The sequence below is a fragment of the Spirosoma luteolum genome (assembly GCF_054778875.1).
Genome location: NZ_BAAGZE010000023.1, coordinates 25119 through 40113, shown reverse-complemented (window position 1 = coordinate 40113; position 14995 = coordinate 25119). Strand labels below are relative to the sequence as shown.

Genomic DNA, 14995 nt, shown 5'->3' with positions numbered 1-14995 from the left:
CCAAAACAAGGCGTTGCCCCGGGCACAAACGTGCCAAAATAGGTCACAGCCGTGCCAACCTGCCTTTTTTAGAGGTAGTCGGCGGGGTTTTTGCCGAAGCGTTGCTGATAAAGCTGGCTGAAATGACTGACGTGTCGATACCCCACTCGGTGGGCCACCTGCTTGACCGAGCTTACCTGGCGGGTCTCGAGCAGGTGCCGCGCCGTACTGAACCGGGCTTCGGCTACATACTGAGCCGGTGTCAGTCCGGTTAGTCGTTTAATGGTTCGGTAGAATGTCCGGCGGGTCATGGCTAGTTCGTCGGCCAGCTCGTCGGCTACCAGATCGAACTGCCCGACCCGACCGGTAATGATTGTTTCGAGCTGCTCCAGCCAGGCCACCTCATCGGCCGACAGCGAAGGCGCACCGGTGGGTTCGCCCGGCCGATCGCCGGCATCTGGCTGTTGGGCCGCTTCATGCCGCTGCCGCTGGTGCTGCAACAGGGCCGACACCCGGGCCAGCAACTCCGCTTCGTCGAATGGTTTGAGCAGATAATCGTCGACACCCAGCCGTAGCGCCCGCAGCTTATCGCCTGTCTCACTTCGGGCGGTCAGCATGACCACCGGAATCAGGCGGTAGCGCGGATGCGCTTTAAGGGCGGTCAGCAGCTGAAACCCATCCATGACGGGCATCATAATATCGGAGATGAGCAGGTTCGGCAGCTGCTGCAGGTCGGCCAGGCGGTTCAGAGCAGCCTGCCCGTTGGCGGCTGCCAACACATCGAACGAGGGGCTGAGCACCGTTGTCAGGTAGTCGCGCAGATCGGGGTTGTCTTCCACCAGCAAAATCCTGGCTCTGGGGTAGGCCATCAGGGAAGCCGGATCGGCCTCTGCCAGTGGCTCGGGCCCGGCCATTGGATCGTCTTCGGCAACGGCCGGCGCATCGGCGACGGTAGCCTGCCCGGGCAGCGTCGACAGCGGCAGGGTCACGCAGAACGCACTGCCTTTGCCGGGCGTACTGTCGACGGTGAGGGACCCCTGCATAAGCCGCACCAGTTCCTGACACAGGGCCAGCCCGATGCCGGTGCCACCCTCGAGAGGAGCGTCGGGCTGACGGGTCTGGAAATAGCGTTCGAATACATAGGGCAGATCGGCAGGGTGGATCCCCCGACCCGTATCGATCACCCATAGCCGTAGCTGGTTCGCCATCGTGTCGGTGCGCAGCGTGATGGTGCCTCCCGGCGGGGTAAACTTGCAGGCGTTGGCCAGCAGGTTCTGCATGACCCGGTCGAGCTTGTGTCCGTCGAGCAGCACGGTGAGCCCTTCGGTACGGCCGAGTTCGGCCCGGAGCGTAATGGCTGTCTGGCGGGCAGTCGTGTCGAAAAAAGACAGGCATTGCCGGAGCAAACCGTTCAGCGGCACTGCCTGCGGCTGGAGCACGGGTTGCGCTGTGGCGGGGCGGGTCAGCTCGAGCAGTTCGTTGACCAATCTGAGCAGCTGGCGGGCGTTGCGCTCGGCCGTGCGGAGCAGCTGCTCGTCGTGGCCGTCGATCTGGTGGCGGTTCAGCACACTGCTCAGCGGTCCCAGCATCAGCGTCAGCGGGGTTCGCAACTCGTGCGACACGTTGGTAAAGAACCGGGTTTTGTCCGCATCGAGCTGCCTTAGTTCATCGGCCTGTCGCTGGCGCATGGCCAGCTCGCGTCGTTCGCGGCTGCGGGCTGCTCTGAACCGGATCACACCCAGCCCGGCCGATCCCAGCAGTAAGGCATACAGGCTGTAGGCCCAGCCGCTGGCCCAGGGGGGCGCCAGAATCGACAGAGACACCGTTCTGATTTGCGGGCTCCACTGCCCTACCGAATTAGCCGCGTTGATCTGGAGGGTGTAGGTGCCGGGGGGGAGTTTGGTGTAACTGGCGGTGGGTTGCGTCGTTCTGGTCCAGTCGGCGTCGTAGCCCTGCAGGCGGTAGCGGTATGTAACCCGGCTGGGCTGGTGATAGTTGAGGGCCGTAAAATTGACAGTCAGGTAATTCTGGTCGTAAGCCAGGCGCAGCGCCCGCAGGGTATTGAACAGCTGCGGCAAATCGGTCGGCCGGCCCAGCGAGTCGGCCGGCTGGTTGTTGATCGTCAGGCTGCTGATGGCCACGTGCGGCTGGTCGGTGTCGGTCCGGATCTGGTCCGGGTCAAACAGCACCCAGCCATCGATCCCCCCGAACGCCAGCCGGCCGTCGGGAAAGGAGAGGCTGTGGTAGCGGTTAAATTCTTCGCCGGGTAAGCCATCGGTAAGCCCCACGACCAGCGTGCTGCCGTTGGCCGGATCGAAGCGGCACAGTCCCCGGTTTGTGCTCAGCCACAGGCGATGCTGCCGGTCGGGCCGAATGGCGTAGACGGTATTGTTGGGCAGGCCGTTGGCCATCGTAACCAAACGGTAGCGCCTGGTGCGCTTGTCGAACCGGATCAGCCCGTTGTAAGTCCCGATCCAGAGGTAGTGGGGCTGGCGCTCATCCTGGTAGATATCCATCAGCGGAGACGCCAGTCCGTTGACCGGGCGGGGCTGCAGGTAAAGGGTTTGCCACTGGTGGGTACGCCGGTCGAAACGCAGCAGCCCCTGGGTCGAACTGGTCAGCCACAGGGCTTTTTCGTCGGCCTGCAGGTCGTTGATAAGCGTTTTGCGGAGTACCGCCGGATTGCTGGAAAACGAGAACGTTTCCCATTGCCCACGGGTGGCGTCGAAGCCGTGTACCGTACCCGTGTGCGAAGCCACCCAGAGCTGCCCATCTGGTGCCATAGACAGTCCCCACAGGTAGCTTTCCAGACCGCGTTGCCGGCCGGGGGCGGGGTTGGGCAGTTTCGTGAAGGTCTTTGCCGAAAATGAGTAATAGCCCACTTCGTTGCCAATACTCATCCAGAGGTTACCCGCCCGATCGTAATCCGTTCTGAACGCGTAGGACGATTGTACCCTGAGGTTATCGAAAGGCCAGTTGAAAAAAGACGGCAGCGCCAGCCCCAGGCCGGTTTGCAGGGCGTCGGCGCAGAATGTAATCCGGTTGCGGAAGGCCTGGATTGGGGCGGCCGCCAGATCGATCCGAAACAGCCCCCGGGTATTGGCCCCCAGCCACAATACGCCCGATCGATCCAGTATGAGGCTGGTGCCCAGCAGCACATCCGATTGAGCCGACTGACTGGTGGTAAATTGCCAGAGCACCGACAGGCCTGGTCTGGCCCCAGCTGCGTCGTTGTAGCGATAAAGCGTGTTGGCGGCCAGCAGAAACAGCTGGCCATCGGCCGACTGATGAAGAAGCGGCTGATCGATGGTTGGGCGGCTGGCAAAGGGAAACCGCCGGATGGCACCCGTGGCCGGATCGATAAGCAGCAGCTGGGTGCGCGTATTGACTACGATGGTTCCGTTGGGACGTATGAACGCTTCCACCCGGTCCAGGCTTTGTGTAATGGTGAGCAGATCCCGGGCCGGGGTCGCAAACCGGATCGATCGGATCAGGCCCTGCCCGGGGGCGATGTAACTCAGCCCCGCGGGCGAAATAGCCCAGATACAGCCCCGCCGGTCGGCGACAAGCGTCGTAATGGTATCGCTGACCAGCCCGGGCATATTGGTGGCCCGGGTGTAGCGCACGACTTTGTTTTGCCGGGGCTGGTAGCAGAAAAGTCCCCGGTTCAGGGCCACCCCCCACAACGTGCCCTGCCGGTCGGTGAGCCGAAGCCGAAAGGCAGCCAGAGCCCGCAGACTGTCGCTCAGAAGCGCCAGCCGCTGGCAGCGCCCCGTACGGGTATCGAGCCGGTCGACCATGTTGTTTTCATAGAGCACCCACAGCTGGTGGGCCGATCCGCGAATCAGTTCATCGACTCCATTGCTGGTCGGCGACGCCGGATCGTTTGCCCGGTGCAGAAAGGGTACCATTTTCTGGCCATCGTACCGGGTAAGGCCCCCCAGTGTCGCTACCCACAGAAAACCGTCGTCATCCTGAATCACGCTCGATACGAAGGCTTGTGGCAACCCCTGCCCAACGCCCAGCTGCTGCACGGGTGGCCACCCAATGGCTACCTCCGGCTGTTGCGCATAGCCGGCCGGCAGAGGCCCCGTCAGGAGCCAGACGAGCCACAGCGCCAGACTGGCAACACGATGGCTGCACCACAGGACTGGCTGGCCGGGCAGATTACAGCAATCGGGCCAGTTGGCCCTGTGGCGAAAGACGTTCATAGGGACCAATGGGGTATGGGTACCAACACGGGGCCCTGTAGGGTTGTTTCGTCAGGGCGTCCGCGCTGGTCCCATGTCGACCGGGTAATACCGCTCGGGGTGGGTTTACGCGGCCCACGACCTGGGCAGGCCCAGCAGCCGGGCCGTGTGCGCCGGGGCCGACTGAGAAATGCGGGTCAGGAGGGTGTTGATACCCGGCTCAAACTCAAGGTGGTAGTCGGGGTCGAGCTTAGCCACTTTTTTCAGCAGCTGATCGGTGCGTTTGGCAATGTATTCCGCAACACGTTCGGTGCGGTGGTTGAGCTTGTGCAGCAGCGCTGCGTGGTGGTTGTAGAATGTGTTGAGCAGATGCAGCAGCAGCTCAGCCTCGCCATACTTGTCTTTGGTTACTTTCAGGTGGCGGCTGATGTAGCCGTTGGCCGTGCGCATGTCCATCAGCACCGAGCTCGCCGAATCCTGCCGCAGGTTGGCCGTGCGGTCGATAAACTGCCGGATCAGCGTTCGGCGGTCGTCGATGGTGTGTCCTTCTTCGACCAGTTCGAACTGGAGTTTTTCGGTCAGGATCGAATCTTTGGCAATCAGCCGCAGCAGGAGTTTGTCCTTTTCCTTATCAGGCATCCGCACAATGGCTTTCTTCAGATCAGGGTCGAGGGCGGGCATAATTCAATTGAGTGATTGTGTCGTTGGGCGGTTGAGTGGATGAATAAACAATGAACTGGCCGATGTTGTGCACTCAATCGCTCAATTTATAAATCACGCATTGGTCATACCCCCACCGTATCGCCTTCGTCGCCGAGGATTTTGTCTTCGATGTAGGCAATGATGTCGGTGGCGATATCGAGGCCGGTGGCGCTTTCGAGTCCTTCGAGGCCGGGCGAGGAGTTGACCTCCAGCACCAGCGGCCCCCGGTCGGAGGGCAGCATGTCGACGCCGGCCACTTTCAGGCCCAGCGCCCGGGTGGCGTCGATGGCGGTTTGTTCCTCCGCTGCGGTCAGCGTCACGGCGGTGGCGTTGCCGCCCCGGTGCAGGTTCGACCGGAATTCGCCGTCGACGCCCTGCCGGCGGATGGCCCCCACCACGCGCCCGCCCACCACGAAGGCCCGGATGTCGGACCCCTTGGCTTCGGCGACAAACTCCTGCACCAGCACGTGCTTTTTGAGGCCGTAGAACGCTTCGATGGTCGAGCGGGCGGCTTTGGCCGTTTCGGCCAGTACCACGCCGATGCCCTGGGTGCCTTCGAGCAGTTTGATCACCACCGGCGGACCACCCACCAGGTCGATGAGCTGGTTGACGTTGCCGTTTTTGGGGTGGTTGGCAAACACGGTTTTGGGCAGGCCGACGCCCGCTTTGGAGAGCACCTGCAGGCTGCGCAGCTTGTTGCGCGACCGCATGATGGCCTGCGACTTGGCCGTTGTGAACACCTTCATCATCTCGAACTGGCGCACGATGGCGCAGCCGTAGTCGGTCACCGACGCCCCGATGCGCGGAATGATGGCATCAAACGAGTCGAGTTCCTGGCCTTCGAGCAGCACGGTTGGTTTGCCGCCCTCGATCATAACCTGGCAGTTGAGGTGGTTGATCACCTGCGTGTTATGGCCACGGTCGAGTGCTGCCCGGAGGAGTCGATGGGTCGAATACAACTCCGGATTGGTCGATAAAATAGCGATACGCATTGAGCCAAATGGGTTTCTGGTCAGCAAAGAGTGGGCTGGTCGGGCAACGGTAGTGGCTTACGGATCGACGCGGGAAGCCTCGTCGGATTCGGCCTGTTGCTGGTCGATTTTGAGTTGATACGACAGGTCTTTCTGCGACACGTCGACGACAAAGCGGTTACGGAGAATTTTACGGCCCAGCAGCACGGGGTTTTTGAGCCGTTCGCGGTCGGCCAGGGTGAATTCGGCCCGGAAGGTATGCCCGAAGAGCACCAGCCGGGTTCTGATAACGTAGCGTAGCTCGGCTACACCAAACGAGTTGCGGATCATACGCTGACTGAAGTGTCGGGTAAAGAACCGCCGGGAGTCGTCGGCTGTTTTGTCGATCAGCCGAAAACTAAGCGTTTGCCGCCCCCGCAGCTGCACAACCTCCACATCGCTGCAGTGCAGCGACGAGGTATACGCCCCCGTATCGACCTTGGCCGGTATATCGACCAGATCGAAGTCCGGGAAATCGACCCGGTCAGTCATGCCAATGAGTTGTTTCGACATGGAGTAGGGGAGAGTTGAGAGTTGGAGGGTTGTAGCGTTTCGGGTTTATAGCGTTTCAGTGTTGTGAAGTTGGTTGGGGAGGTCGGGTTGTCTGGTCAGTGACGAGGGTAATGCCTGGCTGGCTGCTTTGGGACGACCTGCTTTGGGATGGGCTTCTGCTGACAGGCGATGCGTTCGGCCGACCGCTCAATCCGTGTACGACACTCGTTTGCCAACGCCATAACTCGCCAACTGTATAACGCTATAACCTTACAACCCTCCAACGCTAAACTATCCCTGCCGAATCAGCCGGGCGAAGGTAAGCGACAAATCGAGCAGCACCATCCGGGCGCGGGCATTTCGTTCGAGATGATAGGCGCCCTGGTTCAGGTCGGCAACGATGCGTTCGACGTGGGCGGTCGAAAGCACTTTGGCGAAATTTTTCACGAACGCAAGCTCATCATCGGGCAGACGCAGCAGCTCGCCCGCGCCCTGCTGCCACAAAAACAGATCGCGGCACAGCCGGATGCTGTAGTCGAAGAGCCCTTTCTGCTTTTCCTTGCTGAAGCCGTCGAACTGCTCGGCCTGCTTCACTAGCTTGGCGAGGTCCTGCCGGTAGCAGTCGCGCATCCACTCGGCAAACCACGTATGTTCGTCGGCGGTGCCCGTCTGCGTGCTCAGGTGCAGCGCATCGGCCAGGTTGCCGTCGGCCAGGTAGGCCAGCCGGCGGGCCGTTGTTTCGTCGAGGTTGCGGTGCTGCCGCAGGTACGTGGCCACGTCGCCATCGGTAAAGGCCCGCACCGCTACCCGCTGCGTGCGCGACAGGATGGTGATGAGCAGCTTATCGGGCTGGTTGGTCACCAGCAGAAAAAGCGTCTGGGCGGGCGGCTCCTCCAGTACTTTGAGCAGGGCATTGGCCGAGGCTACGTTCATCAACTCGGGCAGCCAGATCAGCATAATCTTGTAGGCCCCCTCGTAGGCTTTGAGCGACAGCTTCTGCAGAATCTGCCGGGCTTCTTCGGCCGAGATGTTGCCCTGCTTGTTATCGGCCCCCATGCGGTCGAGCCAGTCGGGGAGGGTGCGGTAGGGCTGGTCGAGGATAAAGGCCCGGAACTCAGTCAGGTACGCTTCGGAGGTTTTGCCTTTGGCCAGGTTGGCCACCGGAAAAACGAGGTGCAGATCAGGATGAACCAGTTTCTGCATTTTTACACACGACGCGCAGCGCCCGCACGCATCGGCATCGGGTGTGCCCGACCCCTGCCGGTCTTCGCAGTTGACGTACTGCGCCAGGGCCAGGGCCAGCGCCAGGTTGGCACTCCCCTCGGGCCCGTCGAAGAGCAGCGCGTGGGCCAGATGATTGGTCTGTACGGCCCGGAGCAGCAGCTGCCGGGTATCGTCCTGCCCAATGATTTCTGAAAATTGCATAGGAAGTCGGTTCACGGCGGGGGCTACTGGCCCCGCACCGCCCCCTTTAGAACGAGAAAAGTGGGTCGGTTGGTCGCTCGTGGCTGCGGTCGAAAATCGCTTTGAGGATGTTCCGGTCGAGGTCGTCGAAAACGCGGTTGCGACGCCCGTAGGCTTCGGCCGCTACCTGCAGCGCTTTGTCGAGCCGGTAGGTGGTAAAACCGTCGGCGGCCCCGCCCCACGAAAAGGAGGGAATGTGTTTGTACTGAAAACCGCCCCCAAACACATTCACACTCACGCCCACCACCGTGCCGGTATTGAACATGGTGCTGATGCCGGCTTTGGTATAGTCGCCCATGGTCAGTCCGCAGAACGCCCGGCCCGTATCTTCGAGCTGGTGGGTGGCGTAGCTGTAGATCTTTACATTGGAGTAATCGTTCTTGAGGTTCGAGTTGTTGACGTTGGCGCCGAGGTTGCACCATTCGCCGATAACCGAGTTGCCCAGGAAACCATCGTGCCCCTTGTTGCTGTACCCCAGAAACACCGAATTGCCGATTTCGCCCCCCACTTTACAGTACGGACCGATGGTGGTGTTGGCGCGCATCTTGCCACCCCAGTTCACGGTCGACCCTTCGCCGAGCGAGAAGGGGCCGATCACGATGCTGCCCTCACTGATGGTCGCGTCGCGGCCGATGTAGATGGGTCCGTTTTCGGCATTCAGGATAGCCGCCCGGATGGTCGCACCCGGTTCGATAAATACGTTTTCGGGGGCGTAGCAGCGGGTAAAGGGGTCGGTGATGGGTTCGGAGGTGCGGCCAGCCGTGATGCGGGTAAAATCGGCCCGGATCTGCTCGGCGTTCTCCACAAAAATGTCCCACAGGTGGCGGACCACCGTCAGCGGGCTGTTCAGGGTGTGCCAGTTATGTACGGTCGATGGGGTAGGGGCGTGGCCAAGGGCGTGTGTACTCCGCACGGCCAGCACCAGTCCCTGCCCATCGTTGAGCCCCTGACCGGGCGCGAGCCGCTGTACGGCGTCGAGCAGCGCGGGCGTGGGGCATACGGCGCCGTTGATATACAGATTGTCGGCGCCGGGGGCCGCCGGAAACTTTGCCTGCAGGTAATCGACGGTCAGGAAAGAAGGGGTTTGATCCAGGGCATCGGCCCATTTCTCGGCCAGCGTCCGGATACCAACCCGGATACCCGCTACAGGGCGGGTAAACGTGAGCGGCAGGAGCGCCGTACGCAGCGCAGGGTCGTCGAATAAAATCAGGTTGGCCATCGTCTTGAAGAATCTGGTTGTAAATATCCGACCTTTATCCAAAAAAACGTAGTTGCCCGGTTTGCAAATGCCCCCGATTCCGTCCGATGCGCTCGTGGCCCAGATTGCCCGGCTGCAGGGTGCCGATGGCCTGTTTCCGTCGGAGCGCCGGCAACCGCTGCTGGGCTACCGACGGCCCGATACCAACGTGTTTTTTACGGCGGCCACGCTGTTTACCCTGCAGTCGCTGGGGCCGCAGCTATCGGTCCGTGCGCAGCAGGCGGTAGCGGCCATGACGGCGCGGGCCGTAGCGCAGGGCTATCCGCGGTTTCGAAACAAAGACGGGCTCGCTACCTATAATTTCTGGCCGACGCGTCCGTCGCAGCACTTTTCGAACGGCTACGTATTCCGGCACTTCGAGCACTTCCGGATTCCCGACGATATCGACGATACGGCGCTGGTGTACCTGACCAGCCCGCCCCCGGTTGCTACCCGGCAGTGGCTCGCCGACAAGCTGCCGCAGCACGCCAACCGCACCCGCCTGACCATCCGCAACACCTGGCCCGATTACCGGCCCCTGCGCGTTTACTCGACCTGGTTCGGACGCGACATGCCCATCGACTTCGACGCCTGTGCGCTGAGCAATCTGCTCTACTGCCGCTACGCGCTGGGGCTGCCGCCCGACGGTCACCAGGCCGATACACTCACGTACCTGCGCGACATCGTTCTGTCGGGGCGCTACCAGACCGACCCGTTTACCTGCGCGCCCCACTACGCCCGCACCACGCTGATTGGTTATCACCTGAGCCGGCTGGTAAGCGCGTTTGCCATTCCCGAGCTGGAACCCATCCGGGCGCGGCTCCTGACCGACGCGCAGCAAACGCCCCGCCCGGCCAACCGAATCGAGCAACTGCTGCTGGCCATTACCCGCCTGCGGCTGGGCGACACCCCGCCCCCCGTCGATCTGACCGCCATCGAGCGCGACTTCGCGGGGTTTTATTTTTTTATCGCGGGTTTGCTGACGGCCTACGAAACGCCCTGGCTGCGTCGCTGGGCATCGTACCCGATCACGCAGATGCGCTGGCACTGCGACGCCCACTGCTGGGCGCTGGTGCTGGAATACGGTTGCCTGAGCGGTCAGCTACCTGCCGGCGGGGATCAATAGGTTTTGGTCATATCGGAGGGGATGGCCAAAACGAAATCGGCCAGGTGGCGCAGGTCGGTGGTTTCGCCCCCTTTGGTGGGTTCGTCGGGGTTGGGCACCTCCAGCGAGGCAATGGTCAGAATACGGAGCGGCCGGTCGGGGTTCTCGCGCAGGTAGGCCACAATGCCGTCGAAGTTTTTAGAGTGGTAGTCGCCGTTGATGTGCAGCAGCGTTTGCCCCGGTTTCAGGTTCTGGCGGATAAAGTACGCCATTGTCGCGTCTTTAACGGCCTGGGCCCGGGCAAAGTTGGCCGCCATGTCGCCGGTACTGCCGTGGGGACTGGCGCTGCCCGACCCGTGGGCCGAGCCCCCCATCATGTCGAGCATGGCCTTGTAGCCGGGGCGCGTCAGGTCGACGGTGAGCGGGAGGGGCATCATCAGCGCGCGCGACGCGGCCGATACGGTATCGAGGGCCACCAGCCCCTGTCGGGCCACCAGGCTGGCGTACCGGCGCGGAATGTTGGTGGCCACAAAGGGCAGGTGCTGCGTTCGGGCCAGTTCGGTGAGGGGCTTGTAATCGGTGTCGTAGTTGGGCCACAGACGCGCCTGGGCAGCAAATTCCTTATCGGTGATCGTGCCCGTTACGTACCGACTCAGCGCGGGCTGGTTGTCGGTTTCGAACATCTCGGCGCCCAGCACCAGCTGTCCTTTTTTCAGACGGGCCAGGTCTTTGGCCAGTTGGAGTTCGAGCCAGTGGCAGATGGGGTTGTTGTGCAGCTCACCAAAAAGCACCACATCGGCCTGGGCGGCCTGACGTAGCAGCTGCGCGTAGTCGACGGCTTTGACGCGGGCGTCGTAGAGCCGGTATGCCGGCTTGTCGGGACGAAAGGAAAAGGCCAGTAAACCAGCCAGTAGCAGCAGCGTAGTACGCATAGACAGAACGGGTCGGGGCGTATCGGCCGACCGCTTTTACAAATGTACGTTCGCGCCCGTAACCAAACCTACCGGCCGGGCGTTACCTCCCTGTTACCACCACCGATCCGTATGGACTTACCAGCCCTGCTGCGGCAGATTCCTGCCCTGGCCGATGTACCGGCCGACCAGCTTCAGTGGGTAGCCGACCAGGCCACCGAACACCAGTACGAAGCCGGCGCGGTGCTGGCCAACATCGGCGACCCGGCCGATCATCTGTTTTTTTTGCTGGATGGCCGCATCGTGATCGACAGTGGGCAGAACGGCCCCGACGACGATATTGCGGTCTACGAACCTACGGGGCTGCTGGGCGTGCTGCCGTTTTCGCGGATGAATCGCATACAGAGCCGGCTGCTGGTCGAGCGCCCATCGCACCTGCTGCGGCTCCACCGCGATCAGTTGCGGCCGCTGGTGCAGGCCCACTACGAACTGACCGAAGCGCTCGTGCAGCAGATGACGACGCGCGTGCGCGACTTCACGCGTTTCACCCAGCAGGAAGACAAGATGGCGTCGCTCGGGCGGCTGTCGGCAGGACTGGCCCACGAGCTGAACAACCCGGTGGCGGCCATCGTGCGCTCGGCCGATACGCTTCGGCGGCACCTCGGCGCTACGCCCGACACGGTGAAACGCCTGATGCGCATGACCCTAACCGACGAGCAGATCGACGGAGTGACGGCGCTCCTGTTCAAGAAATTCGGCCAGAAAGCACCCACCCTGAGTATGCTGGCCCGCAGCCGGAGCGAGGATGAACTGACCGACTGGCTCGACGATAACAACATGGCCGATTGCAGCCTTGACCTGACCAGTCCGCTGGTCGATTTTGGTTATACGGCCCATGATCTGGAGGAGCTGCGCCAGTGTGTGGGCGAAGAAAACGTACCGGGCGTGATTACCTGGATCGTCGATAACCTGGTGACCGAGCGGCTGGTCGTCGATATCAGCGACGCATCGGGGCGGATCGATACGCTGGTCAGCTCGATCAAAAACTACACCCACATGGACCGCGGGGCCGGCAAAACGCTCGTGCCGCTGGGTGAGGGTATTCGCAGTACGGTAACCCTGCTCGACCACAAGATCCGGCAGAAGCACATTATCATGACCCTCGACCTGCCCGACGATCTGCCGGCGGTTTGCGGCTGGCCGGGCGAGCTGAACCAGCTCTGGACGAACCTGATCGACAACGCTATCGATGCCGTAGCCGACGGGGGGACCATCACCATCCGGAGCGCTGTAGACCATCAGGCCAACGGTCTCGACTTCGTGCTGACCCACGTTATCGACAACGGATCGGGTATTCCGGATGCCATAAAAGGGAATATCTTTGATCCGTTCTTCACGACCAAAGAAATTGGCAAGGGCACGGGGCTGGGTCTCGATATTGTACAGGGCATCGTTCGCCACCACAATGGCTCTATCAACGTCCATTCCCAGCCCGGCCATACCGATTTTAGCGTCTGCCTGCCGATTTAAAGAGTGAAAGAGCGAATGAGTGAATGAGTGAACGAGTAAGCGCGCCATCGCTATTTCGCTCTTTACCAGGCCTTCCGGCAGTCATCGCTCTTTCGCTCTTTCATTCTTTCGCTCTTTACGAGGCCTTCCGGCAGCCACTGCTCTTCCGCTCTTTCATTCTTTCGCTCTTTACAAAGCTTTTCGCTCTTTACCAAATGCGTCTACCCATCATTGTTTCCATCGACGACGACCCACAGGTGTTGCAGGCCATTCAGCACGACCTGCGGCAGCAGTACCGGAAAGCCTATCGCATTCTGGCAACTACCTCGGCCCGCGAAGCCCTCGAGTCGTTGCCCGATCTCAAAAAACAGGGGGAGGAGGTAGCCCTGTTTCTGTCGGATCAGCGGATGCCCGACATGACGGGCGTGGAGTTTCTGGTAGAAGCCCGCAAGGTGTTTCCCAACGCTAAACGCGCCCTGCTGACGGCCTACTCCGATATCAATGCGGCCGTCCGGGCCATCAACGAGGTACAGCTCGACTATTACATTGCCAAACCCTGGGACCCGCCGGCTGAGAAACTGTACCCCGTGCTCGACGATCTGCTGGGCGACTGGCAGTCGAACAACCGGCCCCCCTTCGACGGGCTGCGGCTGATCGGCTACCAGTTTTCGCCCCAGTCGCACGCGGTCAAGGATTTTCTGGCCGGTAACCTGTTTCCTTACCAGTGGCACGATATCGAGAACGATCCGACCGCTCAGGAGCTGCTCGACCTCTACGGACTCGACCGGTCGGCGTTGCCGGTGGTGGTACTGGGCGAGGGCGAAACGCTGGTGCAGCCAACCCTGGCCGAACTGGGCGAGAAGCTGGGGCTGAGCCCGAAAGCATCGGAAAGTCTGTACGATCTGGCCATTATCGGCGCGGGTCCGGCCGGGCTGGCGGCTGCCGTGTATGGCGGGTCAGAAGGGCTCAAAACCATCCTGATCGACCGGCGCGGGCCGGGTGGCCAGGCGGGTACCAGCTCGCGCATCGAAAACTACCTCGGTTTCCCCAACGGCCTGAGCGGGGCCGACCTGACCCGGCGGGCGCTGGCGCAGGCCCAACGCTTCGAGGTGGAGTTTCTGGCTCCGCAGGAAGTGGTGTCGATTACGTCGGACGGGCAGTACAAACACATTCGGATGGCCGACGGCAGCGAGGTGGTGGCCCGCGCCATCGTACTCAGTACGGGGGTGTCGTACCGGCAGCTCGACAATGAAAGCCTCGAGAAATATACCGGCGCGGGCGTCTACTACGGGGCTGCCACCACCGAAGCCTACGCTTTTCGGGGCAAGCCGGTCTACATTGTCGGGGGTGGCAACTCGGCCGGGCAGGGGGCCATGTATCTGTCACGCACAGCCTCGGAGGTATTCATCTGCGTGCGCCGGCCCGATCTGAGCGAAACCATGTCGCAGTACCTGATCGACCAGATCAACAACACGCCCAACATCAACGTACTGGGCTGTACGGAGGTGGTAGCGGCTTCGGGCGATCAGCAGCTCGATTGCGTCACGCTCGAAAACATGGATACCCACGAGCGCCGGAATGTGCCGGCCTGCGGGGTGTTTATCTTTATCGGCGCCAAACCCCTGACCGACTGGATTGCCCTCGACATCATCAAAGATCCCAAAGGGTTCATTGCCACCGGTCGCGATATGGGCCGGTATGCGGAGTTCAGGAAAGTATGGCGGCAGAAACGGGAACCCTACCTGCTAGAAACCTGCAGCCCCGGCATTTTTGCCGCCGGCGACGTACGGGCCGGCGCCATGAACCGTGTAGCCTCGGCCGTAGGCGAAGGCGCTATGGCCGTCAGTTTCGTGCATAAGTACCTGGCCGAAAACTAACTGGTTCACAGTATGTAGTTTTCGGTTTACAGTATACGGTTTTCCGAAACTAAGAAAGCTCTCACTAAATAATACATACTACGTACTAAAAACCAAGCACTGTATACTGTAAACTTTACACTGTGTACTGTATACTGAAAACGGCATACTGTGAACGACAAACCTCAAACAACTAACCCCAAACCGCCCTCTCCCCATGCCTGCCTGTTCTCACCTGACCGCGCTGACGGAACCCAAAACCGCCCGCGAATACGTTTGTGACGAATGCGTTAAAACCGGCGACCGCTGGGTGCACCTGCGCACCTGCCAGACCTGCGGCACCACGCTTTGCTGCGACTCCTCGCCCAACAAACACGCCACGAAACACGCCCACGCCACCCAGCACCCGGTTGTGGCGTCGGCCGAGCCCGGCGAGCGCTGGCTCTGGTGTTATGTCGACGAGCAGATGGCCCGCTACTGACCCCAGCAACGGGATAGCGTATAGGCCTGCCCGTGCTGGCGCCGGTCTGAACGCAAAAT

Annotated in this window: 11 protein-coding genes; 4 read left to right on the top strand and 7 right to left on the bottom strand. The window is 61.4% G+C overall.

Translation table 11 applies throughout. From position 1 onward, the window contains the following. Window positions 1-68 precede the first annotated feature (68 nt). The 6 genes from ACYVAC_RS20465 to ACYVAC_RS20440 form a co-directional block, all read right to left on the bottom strand. Window positions 69-4190: an ATP-binding protein gene (locus ACYVAC_RS20465; protein ID WP_461099663.1), complete on the bottom strand. Its 4122-nt coding sequence runs from the start codon at window positions 4188-4190 to the stop codon at window positions 69-71. A gap of 105 nt (window positions 4191-4295) precedes the next feature. Next, on the bottom strand, window positions 4296-4850 hold the full coding sequence (locus tag ACYVAC_RS20460; protein WP_461099662.1) for a hypothetical protein: 555 nt from the start codon (window positions 4848-4850) through the stop codon (window positions 4296-4298). A 104-nt stretch (window positions 4851-4954) separates the two neighbouring features. Next, window positions 4955-5863: a 30S ribosomal protein S6--L-glutamate ligase gene (gene rimK, locus ACYVAC_RS20455; RefSeq protein WP_461099661.1), complete on the bottom strand. Its 909-nt coding sequence runs from the start codon at window positions 5861-5863 to the stop codon at window positions 4955-4957. Window positions 5864-5920: 57 nt separating this feature from the next. Further along, window positions 5921-6394 (bottom strand): ATP-dependent zinc protease family protein, encoded by a 474-nt coding sequence (locus tag ACYVAC_RS20450; protein WP_461099660.1) that lies wholly within the window; start codon window positions 6392-6394, stop codon window positions 5921-5923. A gap of 270 nt (window positions 6395-6664) precedes the next feature. Then, the gene (locus ACYVAC_RS20445) at window positions 6665-7798 is read right to left on the bottom strand and encodes a DNA polymerase III subunit (protein ID WP_461099659.1); all 1134 of its coding nucleotides are present in this window, start codon (window positions 7796-7798) and stop codon (window positions 6665-6667) included. A 46-nt stretch (window positions 7799-7844) separates the two neighbouring features. Beyond that, complete coding sequence (locus ACYVAC_RS20440) at window positions 7845-9056, bottom strand: putative sugar nucleotidyl transferase (RefSeq protein WP_461099658.1); 1212 nt, start codon at window positions 9054-9056, stop codon at window positions 7845-7847. A gap of 67 nt (window positions 9057-9123) precedes the next feature. On the opposite strand from ACYVAC_RS20440, the gene ACYVAC_RS20435 reads away from it, so the two are divergent. After that, window positions 9124-10200 (top strand): hypothetical protein, encoded by a 1077-nt coding sequence (locus ACYVAC_RS20435; RefSeq protein ID WP_461100174.1) that lies wholly within the window; start codon window positions 9124-9126, stop codon window positions 10198-10200. Here ACYVAC_RS20435 and ACYVAC_RS20430 read toward each other — a convergent pair. Then, window positions 10194-11111 (bottom strand): ChaN family lipoprotein, encoded by a 918-nt coding sequence (locus tag ACYVAC_RS20430; RefSeq protein WP_461099657.1) that lies wholly within the window; start codon window positions 11109-11111, stop codon window positions 10194-10196. The genes ACYVAC_RS20435 and ACYVAC_RS20430 overlap by 7 nt on opposite strands. A 111-nt stretch (window positions 11112-11222) precedes the next feature. On the opposite strand from ACYVAC_RS20430, the gene ACYVAC_RS20425 reads away from it, so the two are divergent. The 3 genes from ACYVAC_RS20425 to ACYVAC_RS20415 all read left to right on the top strand — a co-directional run bounded on the left by ACYVAC_RS20425 (window position 11223) and on the right by ACYVAC_RS20415 (window position 14936). Further along, complete coding sequence (locus ACYVAC_RS20425; protein WP_461099656.1) at window positions 11223-12620, top strand: sensor histidine kinase; 1398 nt, start codon at window positions 11223-11225, stop codon at window positions 12618-12620. 194 nt (window positions 12621-12814) lie between these two features. Then, a complete protein-coding gene (locus tag ACYVAC_RS20420) occupies window positions 12815-14476 on the top strand; it encodes an FAD-dependent oxidoreductase (protein WP_461099655.1) in 1662 nt (553 codons plus the stop codon). 196 nt (window positions 14477-14672) lie between these two features. Continuing rightward, the gene (locus ACYVAC_RS20415) at window positions 14673-14936 is read left to right on the top strand and encodes a UBP-type zinc finger domain-containing protein (protein ID WP_461099654.1); all 264 of its coding nucleotides are present in this window, start codon (window positions 14673-14675) and stop codon (window positions 14934-14936) included. Window positions 14937-14995 lie beyond the last annotated feature (59 nt).

Bases quoted from the DNA above. Each gene is read 5' to 3' on its own strand.
- ACYVAC_RS20465 (WP_461099663.1), bottom strand. From the start codon at position 4,190: ATGAACGTCTTTCGCCACAGGGCCAACTGGCCCGATTGCTGTAATCTG.
- ACYVAC_RS20460 (WP_461099662.1), bottom strand. From the start codon at position 4,850: ATGCCCGCCCTCGACCCTGATCTGAAGAAAGCCATTGTGCGGATGCCT.
- rimK (WP_461099661.1), bottom strand. From the start codon at position 5,863: ATGCGTATCGCTATTTTATCGACCAATCCGGAGTTGTATTCGACCCAT.
- ACYVAC_RS20450 (WP_461099660.1), bottom strand. From the start codon at position 6,394: ATGTCGAAACAACTCATTGGCATGACTGACCGGGTCGATTTCCCGGAC.
- ACYVAC_RS20445 (WP_461099659.1), bottom strand. From the start codon at position 7,798: ATGCAATTTTCAGAAATCATTGGGCAGGACGATACCCGGCAGCTGCTG.
- ACYVAC_RS20440 (WP_461099658.1), bottom strand. From the start codon at position 9,056: ATGGCCAACCTGATTTTATTCGACGACCCTGCGCTGCGTACGGCGCTC.
- ACYVAC_RS20435 (WP_461100174.1), top strand. From the start codon at position 9,124: ATGCCCCCGATTCCGTCCGATGCGCTCGTGGCCCAGATTGCCCGGCTG.
- ACYVAC_RS20430 (WP_461099657.1), bottom strand. From the start codon at position 11,111: ATGCGTACTACGCTGCTGCTACTGGCTGGTTTACTGGCCTTTTCCTTT.
- ACYVAC_RS20425 (WP_461099656.1), top strand. From the start codon at position 11,223: ATGGACTTACCAGCCCTGCTGCGGCAGATTCCTGCCCTGGCCGATGTA.
- ACYVAC_RS20420 (WP_461099655.1), top strand. From the start codon at position 12,815: ATGCGTCTACCCATCATTGTTTCCATCGACGACGACCCACAGGTGTTG.
- ACYVAC_RS20415 (WP_461099654.1), top strand. From the start codon at position 14,673: ATGCCTGCCTGTTCTCACCTGACCGCGCTGACGGAACCCAAAACCGCC.